This is a genomic window from Nucisporomicrobium flavum, from assembly GCF_016464385.1.
Lineage (GTDB): Bacteria > Actinomycetota > Actinomycetes > Mycobacteriales > Micromonosporaceae > Actinoplanes > Actinoplanes flavus_A.
The window spans coordinates 1-19,403 of sequence record NZ_JADMLH010000018.1 but is presented as its reverse complement, the minus strand read 5'-3'; the positions used below and the strand labels follow the sequence as shown (position 1 = coordinate 19,403).

The following is a 19,403-nucleotide window of genomic DNA, read 5'->3' as shown; positions in this document are numbered from 1 at the left end:
CCGCCGGCGGAGGTGGCCGCTCCCTGCCCGCCGGCCCCGGAAAGCGAGGCGGCGAACTCGGCGATCTCCGCGGCGCTGCTCACCGGACGCCAGCGTGGCACCGGCGCGCCCAGCTCGTTCAGCCGTTCGCGCATCCGCTGCTTGTCCTGCGCGAACACGATCGCGTCGGCGGCCGGGTAGATCTTCACGCCCTCGGCGGCCAGCGCGGCGATGTGCCCGGTCGGCACATGCTCGTGGTCGAAGGTGACGGCGTCGCACCCCTTCGCGAACTCCCGCAGCGCGGCAAGATCGGTGTGCGTGCCGATGCGCACGTCGGCGGCGACCAGCGCCGCGCTGTCGTGGGGTGACACGGAGAGCACCCGCAGCGACTGACCGAGGGCGATCGCGGCCTGGTGGGTCATCCGGGCCAGCTGCCCACCGCCCACCATGCCGACAACGGGAAGGCCGGTTCGAGTATCCATCGCGGCCCAAGCCTAACGACCGGCATCCCGCCGCTGGTACAGGGCCCGTCCCCGCCCACCAGGCGGGCAACCACCCAGCCCCGGCCCACCCCACCTCGGCCCGCCCGGCACAACCGCGTCCCGCTCCGTCGTCCGCTCACGGACCCGCCCGGCCTCACCCGGATGTCGCCCTTTCACCCCCTGCCAAGCGCGCCACCAGCTCGTCGACGGTCGTCACCGGCCGGTCGCACACGAACCCGCGGCACACGTACGCCGCGGGCCGCCCGTCGATCAACGCCCGATCCGCCAGCAACGGCACCCCCGGCCGATCCGGCTCCCCGACCACGACCACCGTCCCCGGCGGCGCGTGCCGGTGCGCTGCCGCGACCAGCGGGTCCGTCGGGTCGTGGGTCGCGACGGCGATTTCGTACGGCCCCGCCAGCACCGCCTCCGCCACGGCGGCCGAATACCCCGCGAAGCGCGGGTGCTCGCGGATCAGCGGCCCGACCGTCGCCAGCGCCCTGTCCGCCGCCTCGCGGTACCGGAGCTCCCCGGTCAGCGCCGCGTACGCCACCAGCCCGGCACACACCGCCGACAGCCCGGACGGCGTGGCGTTGTCGGTGGGGTCCGCAGGCCGGGTGACCAGCCGCTCCGCGTCGTCGGCCGTGTCGTAGAAGCCGCCGTCCCCGGTCCCGAAGTGCGCGAGCGCCACGTCGAGCAGCGACCCGGCGAGCGTGAGCCAGCGCCCGTCCCCGGTCAGCTGGTGGACCGCGCAGAAGGCCTCCGCCACCGCGCCGTAGTCCTCCAGCACGCCGGCCGGCTGCCCAGCCACGCCGTCGCGGGAGACGCGGCGCAGCCGCCCGTCCACGAGGTGACGGTCGGCGAGGACACCGGCGAGCTGCGCGGCCGCTTCGCGCGAGGCGGGCGAGTCGAGCACCAGGGCGTGCTCGGCCAGCGCCGTGACGGCCAGGCCGTTCCAGGAGGCCACGACCTTGTCGTCGCGGGCGGGCTGGGTGCGCCGGGCGCGGGCGGTCAGGAGGCGGTCGCGGACGTCGCGCCACCGCTGGACGATCTCGTCGGCGGCCTCGTCGATGTCGCGGGCGAGGACCAGCACGCTGCTGCCGTGCTCGAAGGTGCCGCCGGGCGTGACGTGAAACAGGTCGGCGGCCCAGGCCCCGTCCTCCTCGCCGAGCGCCGAAGCCAGCTCGGCGGGCGTCCAGGCGTACGTCAGCCCCTCGACCCCGCCGGTGTCCGCATCGAGCGCCGAGGCGAGGCCGCCCGCAGGCGTGGCCAGGTCGCGGAGCAGGAAGGCGGCCGTCTCGTCGGCGATGCGGCGCGCGAGCGGGTCGCCGGTCAGCCGCCACAGCTGGGTGTACACGCGCAGGAGCAGGGCGTTGTCGTACAGCATCTTCTCGAAATGCGGCACCGTCCACGTGGCGTCGACCGCATACCTCGCGAAGCCGCCGGCGAGCTGGTCGTAGATGCCGCCGCGGGCCATCTGCTCCGCGGTGTGCCGGACGATCTCCAGGGCCTGCGCGGAGCCGGTGCGCTGCTGGTGGCGCAGCAGGAACAGCAGGTTCAGGTGCGGCGGGAACTTCGGGGCGCCGCCGAATCCGCCGTACCCCTGGTCGTGTTCCTTCGCGAGCAGCGTCGCCGCGTTGTCGAGCAGCTCCGCCGAGATCGGCGCGGTCGGGCCGCCGACCAGCTGGGCGCCGCCGATCGCCTGGACCACCGCGGAGCCCTGCTTGACGACGGCGTCGCGCTGGTCGCGCCACGCGGTCGTCACCGAATCCAGCAGGCGGGAGAAGGTGGCCTTCGGGTAATACGTCCCGCAGAAGAACGGCTGGCCGTCGGGGGTGGCGAACACGGTCATCGGCCAGCCGCCCTGGCCGGTCATCGCCTGCGTCGCGGTCATGTAGACGGCGTCGACGTCGGGCCGCTCCTCACGGTCCACCTTGATCGCCACGAAGCCGCCGTTGACCTGGCGCGCGATGCCTTCGTCCTCGAACGACTCGTGCGCCATGACGTGACACCAGTGGCAGGCCGCGTAGCCGACGGAGATCAGCACGGGCACGTCCCGCTCGCGCGCCTCGGCGAAGGCCTCGTCGCACCACGGCCACCAGTCGACGGGGTTGTCGGCGTGCTGCAGCAGGTACGGCGAGGTGGCCGAAGCGAGACGGTTTGCCATGACCCCAACCTAGCCCGGGGTACGTCAAAAACGCGGAGGTCTCAGCCGACCTCGTCCGCCCGCAACGGCACGATCTTCGGCGGCGCGGCGTCGGCGAGCTGCCGCAACGCACCGACGATCCGCTCGGCGGGCAACGGCCGGCTGAAGTGGTAGCCCTGGGCCGCCGTACACCCGAGGGCGAGCAGGGCCGCCCGCTGGTCAGCGGTCTCGACGCCCTCCGCGACCACCCGGGCGCCCAGCCGCGCGCCCAGCTCGACCGCGCCGCGCACGACGGCGGCCGCGGCCGCGGAGTCGATCATCTCGGTCACGAACGAGCGGTCCACCTTGAGCTCGTCGACCTGGACGCGGGTGACGAACGCGAGCGAGGAGAAGCCGGTGCCGAAGTCGTCGACCGAGATCTGCACCTGCAGCTCGCGCAGCGCGGCCAGCACCTCGTCGACCACGCCCTGGTCGCTGACCGCCAACGACTCGGTGATCTCCAGGACCAGCTGGGCGGGCACCATCCGGTGCCGCCGCAGCGCGTCGGCGACCTGCGCCGGGAAGGTCGCGTCGAGCAGGCTGCGGGCCGAGATGTTCACGGAGACGGGTACGTCGAATCCGGCCGCCGCCCAGCCCGAGGCGGCGGACAGCGCCAGGTCCAGCACGTGCCGGGTGAACGGCGCGAGCAGTTCGCCGTGCTCGACCGTGCCGACGAACAGGTCGGGCGTCAGCAGCCCGCGCCGCGGATGGTTCCAGCGGATCAGCGCCTCCACGCCCGTGGGTGCGCCCGACTCCAGGTCGACCTCCGGCTGGAGCATCAGCACGAGCTGGTCGTCCGCGGTCAGCGCATCCACCAGCTCGGCGGGCAGTGCCAGATGGTCGGTGCTGGAGGCGTCGCTGGCGCTGTCGTACGCGGCGACGCCGACGTGCAGCTCCTTCGCCTGGTCCAGCGCGATGCTCGCCCGGCGGATCAGCTCGCCGAGATCCGCGTACCCGGCCTTCTCGACGACGACGCCGACCGCGACGTCCACGACGAGCCGGACCCCTCCGATGTCGACCGGGCGACCGATCTCGTCGACGATCTCGCGGGCCCGGCGTACGGCCTGCGGCAGCGGGCTGGGCACCTCGTGCAGCGGGGTCGCGGAGTCCGACAGCGTGGCGACCGAGGGCAGCAGCACGGCGAACTCGTCGTCGCCGAGGCGGGCCACGAGCTCCCGGTCGCGGGTGAGGTCGGTGAGCCGCTCGGCGACCGTACGCAGCACCTCGTCGCCGGCCCGGTGCCCCAGCGTGCCGTTGACCTCCCGGAAGTCGTTGAGGTCGAGCAGCAGCACGGCGACGGGCCGGTCGCGGTGCAGCGACTGCAGCAGCGCCTCGCCGTCGGTCAGCAGCGACCGGCGGTTCGCCAGGCCGGTGAGCTGGTCGTGCACGCCGTCGTGGGCCACCTTCGCGTCCAGCAGCACGAGCCGCTCGTGCGCAGCGGCATCATGCAGCGCGCCGGCCAGAGCATCCGCGTACGCCGAGACGGCCAGCTCGTCACGCGCGGCGGGCAGCGTCGGCTCAGCCAGCCAGACGGTGAGCTCCCCCACCCGCGCGCGGCCGACGGTCATCTCCCGCGTGATCACAGGCCCGGGCGCCGCGCCGGGCATCGGGTCGTACGCCGCCTCGTCCACGTACCGCCGGCTGCCGTCGCTTTCCTCGATGACGACCTGGCACCGTCCCGCCCAGCCTGCGGTCCCGTCCTCGGCGCCGGGCTCGTCATCACGCTGGTGCGGTGGCAGCGACACCTCGATCTCGACGCGCCGCGCGCCGAAGACGTCCAGCGCCCCGCGCAGCCCGGCCCCGGCGACCTCGGCCTCACTCGAGCCGCCGAGCGTCCGCGTGGCCCGGGCGAACGCCTCCCAGACCCGGCGCTCCTCCTCGGCCCGCAGGTGGTAGCGGTACGTGCGCTGCAGCAGCCACACCACCGGCGGCGCCATCAGCAGCCACCACGGGCCGCTGACCAGGGCGTACACGACGGAGATGCCGACCAGCACGTTGCCGACGAACATCGGCAGCTTGGCGTGCAGCACCCGGGCCGCTATGTGGCGCGGCGTGGCGTCGCTGCGCAGCGACAGTGTGGCCACCGCCAGCCCGAGCGTGATGAGGAGGTACACGACGGAACCGGCGATCAGCCCCGCGTACATGCGGGTGCTGCCGACGGGGGCGCCGGGCCCGGTGATCGCGTACGCGACGGCGGCGCCGCCGGTCGTCCCCAGGCTGAGGGACGCGGCGAGATGGACGATGTCCGGCACGGCCCGTTGGTCGTTGAGCCAGGTGATGAGGAACCACGCGCCGGCGGCACCGACCAGCGTGGCGGCCGGCAGCCAGCCCGGAGGGGCCAGCACGAAGCCCAGGATGAGGGCGGTCTCGCCCCACGAGACGCTGACCGTGCCCCGCCCGAGCCGGAACCGCAGCCTCGCGAACTGCGCGAACGCGGCGAACACGACGGCGGCACCGATCCCGGCGAAGGCCGGTTGCACAAGGACGTCCGGGCGTTCCAGCGGCAGCACCGCCGCGACCGTCGACAACACCACGGCGGCAAGAACAACGACACCCATCAGCATCCGTACGCCGAGAGCGCGCCGGACAGGCGCAACAACGGCGCCGGCGGCGTCAGAGCGCATCTCGGCGGAGACGGCGGTTGGTGAAGTCATGCCACCTCCCCACCGAACAACCAAAGCTCTACCGGCGTCCCCATACGACACATCGGAAGCGCCGAGTCCGAATTTCCGTCATGTGCACACCCGACCGTCCGATCGAGGTTTCGGGCCGCATCAGCGCCGGTGGATCTCCGCCCACGGAAGCCGGTGAACGCCGCCCGCGAAGCGCCCGGACAGCTCATCTGAGCCCTTCGCCGGGCTCCCGGACGGCCCTCCGGGGAGACGCACCGGACCCCGCCCCAGCGATCTTGTCCGAGGTCACGCCGCAATGCGTTGACCAGCGGCACAGGACGATGCACGTGCATCTGCAGTGGAGGAAGTGGGGGGCGGATGATGGTCATCGACGGCCCCCTTTCCGCGCAGGGTGGGGGGACGTCAAGGCCCCCCGGCGGAAGGCTAAGCCAATCCGGCGGACAGCAACAGGGGTTGACGCAGGAGCACTGTCGATGTTCGTACGGTGACGATCCGCCCGTCAGCCGGACTCGAACGCGCTTGACACTGTGGAGCGACCCCTGACGCGGTTAAGCCTGGGAGCGGGGCGCTACGCCCGCGAGCCTCGCTCGCGCCCCTCGTCGGACTGCTCGCCGGCGGACGCCCCGGCCTCGCCGGATGCGCGCTCCACATCAGAACTACCGCTGCCACCGGACGAGGACCCGGCGCCACCGGACGAGGAACCCGTCTCAGCGGACGAGGACCCGGTGCTGCTGGGCGAAGAGTCGGTCCCACTCGCGGAAGCCGGCCGCGAGCTTGCCGTACCGGCGGCGAGATCGGCCTCCAACCGGGCGACCTCGGCCTCACGGGCACTGCCGGCGGGATCCGGGAAACTGTCAGGAAGCCGACGCAGCCGCTTGTTCATGTTGCGGATCAACAGCACGGTCGCCACGGACATCAGCACGATGATGAACAGCCCCATCGGCCCGGCGAGCCCACCGGACCGGGTGTCCCCGAAGTTGTTGACAGCCACGACGAATTCCACCCGTCCACGGTACGCCCACCGGCACCACGCCCGGCCCCGGGATCCCGCATCATCCGCAATCCCCCCGAGGCCAGCCGACCAGCCCGCACCTGGGCCGCGGGCTCAGGCACGCGGGCGCCGGACACGCGGGCGCCGGACACGCGGGCACGCGCCGGACACGCGGGCACGCGGGCGCCGGACACGCGGGCACGCGGGCGCCGGGCACGCGGGCGCTGGGCACGCGGGCCGGCGCGCACGCGAGCCGGCGCGCACGCGAGCACCGGGCACTGCCCCAGCCCGATGCGGCCGGCACAGCACCAGCCCACCCGCGGAACAGCCCGACGCGCCCCCGGCCGCCCGGCAAGGTCAGCGAGCGTCCGCCGTCTCCCGGATGCCGGCGAACAGGTCCGACTCCGGCACCGGGCTGTCGACCAGCGACCGGGCCAGCTCGAAGTCCTCCGTCGGCCACACCTTCTGCTGCAGCTCCATCGGCACGCGGAACCAGAAGCCGTCCGGGTCCACCTGCGTGGCGTGCGCGCGGAGGGCGTTGTCGCGGACCTCGAAGTATTCGCCGCACTCGACGCGGGTGGTGATGCGGTCGCCGCGGTCCTCGCGGTCCTCCCACTTGTCGAGCCACTCCTTGTACGGCGACTCGAGTCCCGCCGCGAGCATGCCCTCGTGAAGCGCGAGCATCCGGGCGCGCGTCCAGCCCGAGTTGTAGTACAGCTTCAGCGGCTGCCACGGCTCGCCGAGCTCCGGGTGCTGCTCGGGGTCGCCGGCCGCGTCGAAGGCCGCCACGGTCACCTTGTGGCACATGATGTGGTCGGGGTGCGGGTAGCCGCCGTTCTCGTCATACGTGGTGATGACGTGCGGCTTGAACTCGCGGATGAGCTTGATCAGCGGGATCGCGCCCTCCGCGGGGTCGACCAGCCCGAAGCAGCCCTCGGGGAGCGGCGGCAGCGGGTCGCCCTCGGGCAGGCCGGAGTCGACGAAGCCCAGCCAGGCCTGCTTGACGCCGAGGATCTCGCGCGCCCTGTCCATCTCCCTGCGGCGGATGTTCGCGATGTCGGCGAGCACCTCGGGACGGTCCATCTTCGGGTTGAGCACGCTGCCGCGCTCGCCGCCCGTACACGTGGCGACCAGGACGTCGACGCCTTCCGCGACATACCGGGCCATGGTGGCCGCACCCTTGCTGGATTCGTCGTCGGGGTGCGCGTGCACCGCCATGAGACGCAACTGCTCAGCCACTGATTTTCTCCCTCGACCGGACCTCGATGAGCGGGCCCGGCTCCGGCTGCGAAGATGGACAGGGCCATTCTGGCCGATGACACCGACACTTTTCCCCGGAGAGGTCCCCTGGTGAGCGAGACGCGCGCCACAACCCCGGTATTCCCGCCGGGTCGTTACGGCCGGCGCCGCGACGGGCGCCGCCGGCTGGCCGCCCCGATCACCTTCGGCGTCATCCTCACGGCGATCGCGGTGCTGCTGTCCGTACGTCTCTACCAACAGTACGGCGACCCCACCTACGACGCGCAGATCGTCCGATGGACCGGCGCTTCAGAAACGCAGATCACCATCGATTTCACCGTACGGGTGCCCCGAGGCGAAGCCGCCACATGCACTCTCCGCGCGCGCGACTACGCCGGAACGGAAGTGGGAACCCGCACGGTCACCGTACGAGCCGCCGCCGGCGAGTCGACGATCAAGGCGTCGGAGGTCGTGCCCACCACAGCCAAGGCGTTCGTCGGCGAGGTCCTGCGCTGCCGCGCCGCCGACGGCCCCAGCTGACCCGGACCCGACTGTCGGAGAAAACTGTCGTACCCCCGCGGTACAACAGAAGGCGATGGCGGATGGGCCCGGATCGGGCGAAACGGCCGCTGTGCCCACCGCTGGTAAGCTTGGTGATTCGCTCCGTACGCCTGTCCCGCCCCAAGGAGAAGAGTCTGTGACCAGTTCAGAAGCGTCGAAGACCTGGCTCTCCCAGGACGCTTACGACCGGCTGCAGGCCGAGCTCGACGAGTTGATCGCAGCCCGGCCGGTCATCGCCGCCGAGATCAACGCCCGCCGCGAGGAGGGCGACCTGCGGGAGAACGGCGGCTACCACGCCGCCCGCGAGGAGCAGGGCAAGCAGGAGGGCCGGATCCTCTACTTGAAGGAATTCCTGCGCAACGCCGAGGTCGGCGAGGCCCCGACGGCCGACAAGGTCGCCCCGGGCATGGTCGTGACGATCTACTTCGACGACGACAAGACCGACACCGAGAAGTTCCTGCTCGGCTCGCGCGAGATCGCGTCGACGACCGACCTGACGGTCTACAGCCCCGAATCGGCGCTCGGCAAGGCCATCCTCGGCGCCGGCCAGGGCCAGACCGTGACCTACACGGCCCCGAGCGGCGCCGACATCAAGGTCACCGTCGTCGAGTTCAAGCCCTTCGGCGTCTGACCGCACCCCGGCACTGCCGCCCCGGAACTAACCCGTCGCACACCGAAGTCCGACCTTGCGCAGGGATGGGACCTGCACGCCCAGGCCTGACCGCATGAAGCAGCTGTCCGCGCACCTCCACCCAGGCCACCCCTGACAGAGGTGCGCGGAACGCCAACCCAAGGCCGCCGGACCGCAGACCGCGGCAGCCCGCGGCCCACCACCGCAGCGCCGCCCGGACCGCAGCGCCACGCGGACCGCAGCGCCGCCCGGACCGCAGCGCCACGCGGACCGCAGCGCCACGCGGACCGCAGCGCCACGCGGACCGCAGCGCCACGCGAGGCTGCCCGCGCACGAAGCGCCGGCCACCCGAGGCCGCCGCACACAACCGCTGCCCACGCGGGCTCGCCAGCTCACGAACCGCCGACCCCGAGGTCCGCCGACCCCGAGGTCCGCCGACCTCGAGGTCCCCCGGTCCGCGAACCCGCTCACTCGCGAAGCGCGGCTCACGGCGTGCCGGGCAGCAGGGTCACCGCGTAGCCGGAGTCGCGGAGGGCGCCGATCAGCGCCGCCGAGTGGTCGGGACCGCGGGTTTCCACCGACAGCTGCACCTCCACCTCGCCGAAGTGCAGCCGGGGGTTGTGCCGGGAGTGCAGCACGTCGACGATGTTCGCCCGGTGCCCGGCGATCTCGGTGAGCAGGCGTGCGAGTTCGCCCGGTTGGTCTCCCGTCTGGACCGCCAGCCGCAGGAACCGCCCCGCCGAGGCCAGGCCGTGTTCGATCACGCGCATGAGCAGCATGGGGTCGATGTTGCCGCCGGACAGGATGGCCACGACCGGCTCGGCCAGCTCCACCTTGCCGGTGAGCAGGGCCGCCACCGCCGCTCCCCCGGCCGGTTCCACCACCATCTTGTGCCGTTCCAGGAGCAGCAGCAGGGCCGCCGACAGGTCCTCGTCGGTGACCGTGACGATGTCGTCGACCAGCTCGCTGACGTGGGCGAACGTGATGTCGCCGGGGCACATCACCGCGATGCCGTCCGCGATGGTCGCCGATTCGGTGAGCGCGATGGGCGTGCCGGCCGCGAGTGACGGCGGGTAGGCGGCGGCGCCGGAGGCCTGGACGCCGATGATGCGGATGTCCGGCCGGAGGGCCTTGGCGGCGACCGCCACGCCCGAGATGAGGCCGCCTCCGCCGACCGCCGTGACGATCGTGCCGGCGTCCGGGCACTGGTCGAGGATTTCCAGGCCGACCGTGCCCTGGCCGGCGATCACGTCGCGGTGGTCGAAGGGGTGGATGAGCACCGCGCCGGTCCGTTCGGCGAACGCGCGGGCCGCGACGAGGGCGTCGTCGACGGTGAGGCCCGCGTACTCGATGGCGGCGCCGTAGCCCTTCGTGGCCGTGACCTTGGGCAGGGGCGCGTTCTCCGGCATGAAGACCGTGGCCTTGGCGCCGAGCATGCCGGCGGCGAGGGCGACGCCCTGAGCGTGGTTGCCCGCGCTCGCGGCGACCACGCCGCGGGCGCGTTCGGCGTCCGAGAGCCGGGAGATGCGGGTGTACGCGCCGCGGACCTTGTACGACCCGGCCCGCTGCTGGTTCTCGCACTTGAGCCACACCGGCATGTCCAGCACGCGGGTCAGCGGCATGGAGTGTTCGAGCGGGGTGGTTTTGACGACCCCGGTGAGCAGCGCCCGCGCGGCTTCGATGTCGGCGAGCGTAAGCAGGTCACTCATGCCTGAGATCGTGCCACCCGGCGAAAGCCCGGCATCGCGCCACCCAGGGAAGGCCCGTCAGACGAAGGAGTGGCGCGTCCAGGGGTTCGCCACCTCGAGCACTCCGGCGATCGACAGCAGCAGCAGTTCCGAGTCCGGCGGCCCGACGAACTGCACGCCGACCGGCAGGCCGTCCGGGCGGATGCCGACCGGCACCACGATCGCGGGCAGCCCGGCGATGTTCCAGGGGGCCGCGTACGGGGCGTAGCGCATGTTCGTCAGCATGTTGCTTCGCCAGGTGCCCGTGGCATGCCCGTCGGCGGGCGGCGGGGTGGTGGCGAGCGCCGGGGTGAGCAGCACGTCGATGTTCCGGTCGCGGAAGAACGCGATGCTCTGCTCCCGCCACGCGTCGCGCTGTTCCTGGCGTACCCAGCCGCGTTTCCAGGCGAGCTTGCCGAGCCGGACGTGGCGGCGGGTGCGGGGCTGCAGCTTCTTGAGGTCGAGCCCGGCCGCGTCCGCCTCCCGGTACGCCGACGCGAACCACGTGAGCAGTCCCATGAGCCCGAGCTTGGCGGAGTACGACGGCTCGGCGGTCAGCGTGTCGTGTCCCGCCTCGATCAGGATCCGTGAGGCGGCGGCCACGGCATCGCGGTTCGGCCCGTCGGGGCGTACCCCCTGCACCGGGGAGCGCAAGGACACGCCGACCCGCAGCTTCTCCGGCGGGGTGAGTTTCGCGGGGGTCCGGCCCGCGAGAACGCTGAAGCCCAGCGCGGCGTCGGCGACCGTCGTGGCGAGGATGCCGTGTTCCGTGAGGCCCATCCAGCCGTCCAGGCCCAGGTCGCAGGGGACGACGCCGCGGCCGGGCTTGAGGCCGACCAGGCCGCAGCACGCCGCCGGGATGCGCACCGAGCCGAGCCCGTCGTTGCCGTGGGCGATCGGCACCAGCCCGGCGGCGACGGCGGCGGCCGAGCCGCCCGACGAGCCGCCGGGGGTGCGGTCGAGCGACCACGGGTTGCGGGCGGGACCGTCCGCGCCGTCGGTGGTGCCCCACAGCCCCATCTCCGGCATCTTGGTGACGCCGACGACCACCGCGCCCGCGCCGCGCAGCCGGCGGACCACCTCGTGGTCCTCCTCGGCGATCTCGGTGCGCGCGGCCTCGGAGCCGTGCCAGGTCGGCAGGCCGGCGACCTGGGTGTTCTCCTTCACCGCGACCGGTACGCCGGCGAGCGGAAGGTTGGCGAGATCCTCCTGCTCGTCGACCTTCTCCGCCTCGGTGATCGCCTCACCGCCGCGCACGACGCGGAACGCGCCCAGCGCCGGCTCGGAGATCGCGATCTGCTCGAGGTGGTCGGCGACCACCTGGGTGGCGGTGGTGTCGCCGCGGCGCACCGCACGGGAGATCTGTTTCGCCGTGGCACCCACCCACGTGGTCGCCAGGTTGTCCATGGCCGGTCCCCGCCTGTCTGTGAACCCTCAGCCGAGCGCCTGCTCGAGATCGGCGAGCAGATCGTCAACGGTTTCGATGCCGACAGACAGTCGCACGAGATCGGCGGGTACTTCAAGCGGCGAGCCCGCAGCGCTGAGGTGTGTCATCTGGCCGGGGTGCTCGATCAGCGACTCGACGCCGCCCAGCGACTCGGCCAGCACGAACAGTTTCGTCCGGTTGCAGATCTCGATGGCCTGGTCACGGCCGCCCTTCGCGCGGAACGAGACCATGCCGCCGAAGCGCGACATCTGCTTCGCAGCTGTCTCATGGCCCGGGTGCGACTCCAGGCCCGGGTAGAGGACCTGGCCGACCTTCGCGTGAGTTTCCAGGTACGCCACGACGCGCTCGGCGTTGTCGCAGTGCCGGTCCATGCGTACGCCGAGAGTCTTGATCCCGCGCAGCGTCAGCCACGCGTCGAACGGGCCGTTGACCGCTCCCATGGCGTTCTGGTGGAACGCGAGCTCCTGGCCCAGCCCCTCGTCGGCGGTGATCAGGGCGCCGCCGACCACGTCGGAGTGCCCGCCCAGGTACTTGGTCGTGGAGTGGATCACCACGTCGGCGCCGAACGAGATCGGCTGCTGCAGGTACGGCGAGGCGAACGTGTTGTCCACGGCGAGCATCGCGTCGTACTCGTGCGCCAGAGCGGCCAGCGCGGCGACGTCGGCGATGTTCAGCAGCGGGTTGGTCGGCGTCTCCGCCCAGATCAGCCGGGTGTGCCCGGGGCGGAACGCCGCCCGGACCGCGTCGAGGTCGCCCAGCGGCACGGCCGTCCAGTCCACGCCCCACTTCTCGGCGACCTTGCTGAAGAGCCGGAAGGTGCCGCCGTACGCGTCGTCCGGGATCACCACGTGGTCGCCGGGGCGGCACACCGTCCGCAGCAGCGTGTCCTCGGCCGCGAGCCCACTGGCGAACGCGAGACCACGCCGGCCGCCCTCGATCGCGGCGAGGCACTCCTGAAGAGCGTCACGGGTCGGGTTCCCCGAGCGGCTGTACTCGTACCCCAGCCGGGGCGCGCCGACTGCGTCCTGGGCGTACGTGCTGGTCTGGTAGATCGGCGGCACGACGGCGCCCGTACGCGGGTCGGGGTCCTGCCCGGCGTGGATGGCCAGAGTGTCGAAGCCGTACTCGTTACCCGTCATGAGGGGCAAGGCTAGTCTGCGCTGATGGCCGACTGCCTCTTCTGCTCGATCGTGGCGGGCGAGGTGCCCGCGTTCAAGGTGGTCGACTCCCCCGACGGCGTGGGCTTCCTCGACATCCGGCCGGTGTTCAAGGGCCACGTCCTGGTCGTGCCGCGCCCGCACGTACCGCAGCTGGTGGACCTCTCCCCCGATCTGCTGCCGGGCTTCTTCGCGCTGGTCCAGCGGGTCGCGGCGGCCGTACCCGCGGCAACCGAGGCAAAAGGGACGTTCGTCGCGATGAACAACATCGTGTCGCAGTCCGTGCCGCACCTGCACGCGCACGTCGTACCCCGGACGAAGGGCGACGGGCTGCGTGGCTTCTTCTGGCCCCGGCACAAGTACGCCTCCGACGAGGAAGCTGCTTCGTACGCCTCATCCATCGCCTCTGCTCTCGGGTAAGGATCGCGGCGGGGCTGTTGTTGCACCGAGCGGACGAAGGGAGACACCGTGTTCCTGCGGTACAAGAAGCTCGAGCTGCCCACCCCCGACCAGGCCCCGCCGGGCCGCCTGATCGCGATGCCGGTGGGCGACACGCACACGGTGCTCGGAACCCCGCTGAAGGGCCCCTGGCCGGCCGGCTACGAGACGGCCGTGTTCGGCATGGGCTGCTTCTGGGGCGCCGAGCGCATCTTCTGGCAGCTTCCCGGGGTCCACTCGACCTCGGTCGGCTACGCGGGCGGCTTCACGAAGAACCCCACCTACGAGGAGACCTGCTCCGGCACGACCGGGCACGCCGAGGTCGTCCAGGTGGTCTACGACCCGTCGAAGATCGCGTACGAGGACCTGCTGAAGGCCTTCTGGGAGAACCACGACCCGACCCAGGGCATGCGCCAGGGCAACGACGTGGGCACCCAGTACCGCTCGGCGATCTACACGACGACCCCGGAGCAGGCCAAGGTGGCGCAGGCGTCGCTGGAGGCCTTCCAGCCGGTGGTGACGGCCGCGGGGCACGGTCAGATCACGACCGAGATCAAGCCGCTGGGTGAGTACTTCTACGCGGAGGACTACCACCAGCAGTACCTGTCGGATTCGAAGAACCCGGGCGGCTACTGCAACCACGGCCCGAACGGGATGACCTGCCCGGTCGGGGTCGCGAAGACCCCCTGATCTCAGCAACGGACGGGCACCCGCGTCGGGTGCCCGTCTCGTGCGACGATGGTCGGGAGGAGGTGGCTTTGATGCGCCGATATGCCAAGCCGATCGTTGTCGCGGACGACCTTGCGCTGTTGCATGGGGCGACCACCGGAATCGTCGCCTTGCCTCATCATCTCGACTGGTCCGGCTCGGCCGACTATGACCTCGACAGCCCCGGCCGGATCGTCGATCTTTACCGCACGGTCCTGATCGAGGCCACCAAACCCGCTGACCTTCACGCATTCCTGGACCGGGCGACCCTCACGCGCCTCTGGCCTTCACTCTGGCTGCCACCCGAGTTGCGCCGCGCTTGGGAAACACGCTTTCCGGAGCTCCCGCAGACCGGACCCAGGACCGCCGCCGCGTAGGGTTCTCCGGCATGGATCCACGCCATCGGAGGCTCGCCGAGATCGCGCTTCGCGCCGCCGGCAGTGACTATGGACTCGCGCTCGCCGGCGGCTACGCGGTCCGAGCGCACGGCATGGGTGACCGCCCGAGCGGCGACGTGGACCTGTTCACCGACTGGCAACGGCGGGCCGATTTCCCAGCCGTCGTTGACCTCGTCATCGGGGCTCTCACCGACAACTGCTTCCTGGTGGAGGTCGATGCCCGCGCTGGCACCTTCGCTCGGCTCCTCATCACACCGAACGACGAGCCCGCCGCAGAGCCGTTGAAGATGGAGCTGGCCGCTGACTGGCGGGCCCACTCCCCGGTCACGCTGAACATTGGCCCCGTCCTGCATCCGGACGACGCCGTCGGCAACAAGATGGCCGCCCTCTACGGCCGGGCACTCGCGCGAGACTTCCTCGACATCGACGCGGTGCTCGCCAGCGGGCGCTACTCCTGCGAACAACTCCTCCAGCTGGCGGAGGCCGCAGATCCTGGATTCGATCGGGCGATATTCGCCGACACCCTGGGAGCGTTGGGCCAGATCAGCGATGCGGCGTTCGCTCCCTACGGTGCGGATGCCCCGGCCATCCAACGCCTACGACAGCGGTTCGCCACTTGGCGCAGCGAGCTGACCCAGCAGTGACGTCCGGAACGACCGCGTAACGCACGCTGGTGCCCTCACTCAGGTTGGGGGCACCGCGCCGTCGGGCCAGGCGGCTACGCACACGCGGTTGCCGGCGCGGTCGGCGAGGATCCAGGTTGCGGGGGCTTCCGAGTCGTCCACGATGCGGCCGCCGGCCGCCAGCGCCGCCGCCACTCGGGCCTCGGCCTGGTCGTGGGCGACGGACACGTCGACGTGCATCGCGTGCCGGAGCTTCTTGTCCGGGTTGAGGTTCTGCATCCAGATCGTCGGTCCGTGACCCAGCGGGTCCGCGGCGTTGTCACCGGCCAGCGGCGCATAGCCGAGAACGGCCCGCCAGAATCCGATGTCGGCCTCATCGGGTCGCGCGGCGATGGCGAGTTGCACCTCTTGCGCGGCTCCCCGATCAGCGACTGCGTCGTGGCTGCGGGCCACCGCCGAGATTGCTCGCGCGAGGTCGATGTGCCGCTCCTCGATCCGGAAGACGCCTCGGGTCAGCCGTACGGTGAGACGGTCGTCGGCGACGGTCAGGAGGGTTTCCGAGAGGCCGGGGATCTGAGCGATCGCCGCGGCGAGCCGGCCTGCTTCGCCGAACGACGGGACGCGGAAGACGGCTGTCGCCCCGCCGTGCAGGACGACCCAGTCCTGGAGGCTCTCCTCCGCGAGAAACCGCCGCCATCCCTGCTCGCTCATGCGGGTCACCGTACGCGTGAGCTGCACAGACGGCCGTACCTCGTAGGGGTGTAAAAGATCGACAAGCACCGAACCCGCCGCCCACACTGAATGGACAGACAGATCAGGAGGCGGCCCCTCGGGAGGTGTCACCATGCCCAGATTCAGCAACGACGAGGAGCGCGCTGCCTGGCTGCTCGCCGAGTCGCTCATCGAGAAGGCCCGGGCCATGATGCGGCAGGCCGAGAGCGCGCTGGACTCGTGGCGGCTCGGGAAGGAGCTGAATCGGCGGCGGTGTGCACGGCGCGGGATCAGTGAGTCGGATGCCGAGATCCGGTGGGCCGAGACGGCGGCCGCGAAGAACGCCATGGCTGACAACACGTTCCACGTGTCGCTGGCGACGATGTACTTCGGTGCCGCGGCGGCGCACTACTCGCGGGCGCACTACCTGCGCAGCCAGGTGGAGGCGGGCGTCTGAGAAGCGGGCGCCGCTCCGTCCGGGGCGGCGGGCGGAGCGGCGCTTCGTAGCGGCCCGCGGGGCCGGCGCCCGCACGGGGGACGAGCGCCGGGTCCCGCGGAACCTGCTCCCAGTGTGCGGACCGCGGCTGAAAGCTCGCTGAACCAGCGCCCCGGATCCCCTGGGAAGTTACTGTGCGGCGGATGAACGACGGACGTTACTCAGCGGGCGGCGGCTCGGCCGGCCCGGTCGGTGCGGCCGGCGCGGTGGTGGCGGGCGGCGCCGCGGCGGGGTCGTCGCCCGCCGTGCCGGGGGCGGTCAGGGCGAGCCCGAGGGCGGCGCCCGCGCTGATCAGGCCCAGCCCGGTGAGGGAGATCTTGCGTCCCGGTTCGTTCACCCGGCCAGCGTCTCTCGCGCTCCTGTGAGGTTGCTGAGCCGCGTCCTGGGCGGTCGCTGAGCTCGGCCGGATCGGGAAGACTGGATGCATGCAGACCGCCACGGAAGACGAGCGCAAGTACGACGTCCCGGACGGCTTCGCCCTGCCGGACCTGGCCGGTGCGGCGGGCGCCGAGGGGCTCGGTGAGGCCGAGACGCACGAGTTGGACGCGACGTACTTCGACACCGCCGATCTGCGGCTGGCCCGCAACAAGCGGACCCTGCGGCGGCGCAGTGGCGGCACCGACGCGGGGTGGCATCTGAAGACGCCCGGTGACGGGTCGGCGCGTACCGAGCATCGGCTACCGCTGACCGAGGGCGACGAGGTGCCGGCCGAGCTGGTCGCCGAGGTGCGCACGATCGTGCGGACGCGGCCGCTGCGGCCGGTGGCGCGGCTGCGCACCCGGCGGGTGGAGACTCCGCTGTGTGATGCCGACGGGCGCACGCTGGCGCTGCTGGCCCAGGATGAGGTCACCGCCGAGACCGACGACGGCGAGCAGCGGTGGCAGGAGCTCGAGGTGGAGCTCGTCGACGGCGGTCCCGAGGTGCTCGAGGCCGTGGAGGGTCTGCTGCGCTCGGCCGGGGCGACGCCCGCCGCCGGTCCGTCGAAGCTGGCGCGGGCGCTCGGCGACCGCCTCGCCGGGCCCAAGAGCAAGAAGAAGATCAACCCCGTTGTCGCGTACGCCCGTGAGCAGCGCGAAGCCATCGAGGCGCAGGATCCGGCGGTACGGGCGGGCGACGCCGAGGGCGTGCACAAGATGCGCGTGGCGACCCGCCGGTTGCGCAGCACGCTGAAGACGTTCCGGGACTCGTTCGACCAGGAACGGGCCGGGGGCGTCAAGGACGAGCTCAAGTGGCTGGCGGGGTGCCTGGGCGAGGTCCGCGACGGTCAGGTCCTCTCGCACAAGCTCGTCGCCGCCGCCGAGAGCTTCCCCGAGGTGGCCGCACAGGTCCGAGAGAAGCTCGAAGCCGACGTCACGCGAGGCCGTCAGGCGCTGACCGAGGCGCTGGACAGCGACCGCTATCTCGCCCTGCTCGACGCGATCGACGACCTGGTCGACGAGCCGGGGCCGGGTGACCGGGATGCCCGGCGCCGCGCCGGGAAGGTGCTGGCCACGGCGGACCGGCTGCTGGACAAGGCCACCGCCGACGGCGTGGACGCCGAGTTGCACGAGGCCCGCAAGAAGTTCAAGCAGGCCCGGTACGCCGTCGAGGTGTTCGCCGCCGGCGCCGGCAAGCCGGGTAAGAGGCTGGTCGACGCCCTGACCGCCTTGCAGGACGTGCTGGGCGCCCACCAGGACTCGGTGGTGGCCCGTGAGGTGCTCCGCGAGGTGGCGCGTACGGCCCCGGACGCTTTCCCGTACGGAATCCTGCACGCCCGTCAGGAGCAGGTGGGTGAGCGGACCCTCGAGGATCTCCCGGCGGCGACCCGGGCGGCCCGGAAGAAGAAGCTGCGCGCCTGGCTGGGTTGAGGTGGGACGCCGGGGTTCGTGGGTATGAAAAGCGCCCATGGAGGCCGAGCAGCACGAGGACCAGCACGAGCAGCAGGAGCAGCCCGACCAGCAGCAGAACGACGACGTCACGACCCCGCCGTACGCGGGACCGGTCAAGGAGCTCGGCGGTTACCGGGTCGCGGACGACGATGACGACGACCCGGTGCTGCTCAACGCCGACGGCAGCCCGGTCGACACCTGGCGGGAGGACTACCCGTACGACTCCCGCATGCCCCGGGCCGAGTACGACCACCACAAGCGGCTGCTGCAGATCGAGCTGCTGAAGCTGCAGAACTGGTGCAAGGACACCGGTGAGCGGCTCGTGATCCTCTTCGAGGGGCGCGACGCCGCGGGCAAGGGCGGCACGATCAAGCGGTTCATGGAGCACCTGAACCCGCGCGGCGCCGGCGTGGTGGCGCTGGAGAAGCCGAACGAGCGCGAGAGCACCCAGTGGTACTTCCAGCGCTACATCAAGCACCTGCCCGCGGCCGGCGAGATCGTGCTCTTCGACCGGTCCTGGTACAACCGGGCCGGCGTGGAGCGGGTCATGGGTTTCTGCACCCGAGCCGAGTATCTGGAGTTCATGCGCCAGGCTCCCGACCTGGAACGGATGCTCGTGCGCTCGGGCATCAACCTGGTCAAGTTCTGGTTCTCGGTGTCCCGGGGCGAGCAGCGAACCCGCTTCGCCATCCGCCAGGTCGACCCGGTACGGCAGTGGAAGCTCTCGAAGATGGACCTCGAGTCGCTGGACAAGTGGGACGACTACACGGAGGCGAAGGAGGCGATGTTCTTCTACACGGACACCGCCGACGCCCCGTGGACCGTGGTGAAGAGCAACGACAAGAAGCGGGCCCGGCTGGAGGCCATGCGGTACGTCCTGAACCGCTTCAAGTACGCGGGCAAGGACCCGGAGGTCGTCGGCACCCCCGACCCGCAGATCGTCGGCCCCGCCTCGCTCGCGGTGGAAGGCACCGAAATGTCCCCCCGGGTATTCCCGCGCCTCTAAGGCGTGTTTCATAAGCCCCGCCGAGATCTGAAGTTGCGGCGTGGCGGTGGTCGATAACTGAAGAGGTCTCCGGTATCTGGTTCTGCGACCAAGCAAGAACTTCATACCGGAGACCTCGTGGCC

General features: G+C 71.6%; 17 protein-coding genes and 2 pseudogenes. 9 read left to right on the top strand and 10 right to left on the bottom strand.

Annotated elements, in window-relative coordinates; all coding sequences use genetic code 11:
• Positions 1-53: 53 nt before the first annotated feature.
• The 5 genes and pseudogenes from IT780_RS43530 to mca all read right to left on the bottom strand — a co-directional run.
• Positions 54-461: pseudogene (locus tag IT780_RS43530) on the bottom strand (5-(carboxyamino)imidazole ribonucleotide synthase); the annotation flags it as partial.
• A gap of 154 nt (positions 462-615) precedes the next feature.
• Positions 616-2,628: a thioredoxin domain-containing protein gene (locus IT780_RS32320; protein ID WP_199515630.1), complete on the bottom strand. Its 2,013-nt coding sequence runs from the start codon at positions 2,626-2,628 to the stop codon at positions 616-618.
• A 41-nt stretch (positions 2,629-2,669) separates the two neighbouring features.
• Positions 2,670-5,300, bottom strand: coding sequence for a putative bifunctional diguanylate cyclase/phosphodiesterase (locus tag IT780_RS32315; protein ID WP_233413877.1), 2,631 nt, complete (start codon positions 5,298-5,300; stop codon positions 2,670-2,672).
• A gap of 697 nt (positions 5,301-5,997) precedes the next feature.
• Positions 5,998-6,219 (bottom strand): annotated as a pseudogene (locus IT780_RS43525) (hypothetical protein); the annotation flags it as partial.
• Positions 6,220-6,627: 408 nt separating this feature from the next.
• Positions 6,628-7,509, bottom strand: coding sequence for a mycothiol conjugate amidase Mca (gene mca / locus IT780_RS32305; protein WP_199515629.1), 882 nt, complete (start codon positions 7,507-7,509; stop codon positions 6,628-6,630).
• 111 nt (positions 7,510-7,620) lie between these two features.
• Between mca and IT780_RS32300 the strand changes: the two genes are divergently transcribed.
• Both IT780_RS32300 and greA read left to right on the top strand, forming a co-directional pair.
• Positions 7,621-8,049: a DUF4307 domain-containing protein gene (locus tag IT780_RS32300; protein WP_199515628.1), complete on the top strand. Its 429-nt coding sequence runs from the start codon at positions 7,621-7,623 to the stop codon at positions 8,047-8,049.
• A gap of 157 nt (positions 8,050-8,206) precedes the next feature.
• The gene (gene greA / locus IT780_RS32295; protein WP_199515627.1) at positions 8,207-8,701 is read left to right on the top strand and encodes a transcription elongation factor GreA; all 495 of its coding nucleotides are present in this window, start codon (positions 8,207-8,209) and stop codon (positions 8,699-8,701) included.
• Between the two features lie 485 nt (positions 8,702-9,186).
• On the opposite strand, the gene ilvA is transcribed toward greA, so the two are convergent.
• Genes ilvA through IT780_RS32280 form a run of 3 tightly spaced genes read right to left on the bottom strand, consistent with a single transcriptional unit; the run spans position 9,187 to position 13,014 of the window.
• Positions 9,187-10,410 carry a threonine ammonia-lyase gene (gene ilvA / locus IT780_RS32290; RefSeq protein ID WP_199515626.1) on the bottom strand — a complete coding sequence of 408 codons (1,224 nt, stop codon included), beginning with the start codon at positions 10,408-10,410 and terminating at the stop codon, positions 9,187-9,189.
• Positions 10,411-10,467: 57 nt separating this feature from the next.
• Complete coding sequence (locus IT780_RS32285) at positions 10,468-11,835, bottom strand: amidase (protein ID WP_199515625.1); 1,368 nt, start codon at positions 11,833-11,835, stop codon at positions 10,468-10,470.
• Between the two features lie 27 nt (positions 11,836-11,862).
• Positions 11,863-13,014, bottom strand: coding sequence for a cystathionine gamma-synthase (locus tag IT780_RS32280; RefSeq protein WP_199515624.1), 1,152 nt, complete (start codon positions 13,012-13,014; stop codon positions 11,863-11,865).
• Between the two features lie 24 nt (positions 13,015-13,038).
• On the opposite strand from IT780_RS32280, the gene IT780_RS32275 reads away from it, so the two are divergent.
• From IT780_RS32275 to IT780_RS32260, 4 genes are all read left to right on the top strand, one after another.
• Positions 13,039-13,452, top strand: coding sequence for an HIT family protein (locus tag IT780_RS32275; RefSeq protein ID WP_199515623.1), 414 nt, complete (start codon positions 13,039-13,041; stop codon positions 13,450-13,452).
• Between the two features lie 48 nt (positions 13,453-13,500).
• Positions 13,501-14,160: a peptide-methionine (S)-S-oxide reductase MsrA gene (gene msrA, locus IT780_RS32270; RefSeq protein WP_199515622.1), complete on the top strand. Its 660-nt coding sequence runs from the start codon at positions 13,501-13,503 to the stop codon at positions 14,158-14,160.
• A 71-nt stretch (positions 14,161-14,231) separates the two neighbouring features.
• The gene (locus IT780_RS32265; RefSeq protein ID WP_199515621.1) at positions 14,232-14,555 is read left to right on the top strand and encodes a hypothetical protein; all 324 of its coding nucleotides are present in this window, start codon (positions 14,232-14,234) and stop codon (positions 14,553-14,555) included.
• Between the two features lie 11 nt (positions 14,556-14,566).
• Positions 14,567-15,220, top strand: a complete 654-nt coding sequence (locus IT780_RS32260; RefSeq protein ID WP_199515620.1) for a nucleotidyl transferase AbiEii/AbiGii toxin family protein — start codon at positions 14,567-14,569, stop codon at positions 15,218-15,220.
• Positions 15,221-15,259: 39 nt separating this feature from the next.
• Here the strand turns inward: IT780_RS32260 and IT780_RS32255 are convergent, their stop codons facing one another.
• Positions 15,260-15,910, bottom strand: a complete 651-nt coding sequence (locus IT780_RS32255) for a VOC family protein (protein ID WP_199515619.1) — start codon at positions 15,908-15,910, stop codon at positions 15,260-15,262.
• A gap of 133 nt (positions 15,911-16,043) precedes the next feature.
• Between IT780_RS32255 and IT780_RS32250 the strand changes: the two genes are divergently transcribed.
• Entirely contained in the window at positions 16,044-16,367 is a 324-nt protein-coding gene (locus IT780_RS32250; RefSeq protein WP_199515618.1) for a hypothetical protein, read from the top strand.
• 196 nt (positions 16,368-16,563) lie between these two features.
• Here IT780_RS32250 and IT780_RS32245 read toward each other — a convergent pair whose 3' ends face one another.
• Positions 16,564-16,743, bottom strand: coding sequence for a hypothetical protein (locus IT780_RS32245; protein ID WP_199515617.1), 180 nt, complete (start codon positions 16,741-16,743; stop codon positions 16,564-16,566).
• Positions 16,744-16,831: 88 nt separating this feature from the next.
• Here IT780_RS32245 and IT780_RS32240 point away from each other — a divergent pair, with 88 nt between their 5' ends.
• Both IT780_RS32240 and ppk2 read left to right on the top strand, forming a co-directional pair.
• Entirely contained in the window at positions 16,832-18,253 is a 1,422-nt protein-coding gene (locus IT780_RS32240) for a CYTH and CHAD domain-containing protein (RefSeq protein ID WP_199515616.1), read from the top strand.
• 37 nt (positions 18,254-18,290) lie between these two features.
• Complete coding sequence (gene ppk2, locus IT780_RS32235; protein WP_199515615.1) at positions 18,291-19,280, top strand: polyphosphate kinase 2; 990 nt, start codon at positions 18,291-18,293, stop codon at positions 19,278-19,280.
• The last annotated feature ends 123 nt before the right edge of the window (positions 19,281-19,403 follow it).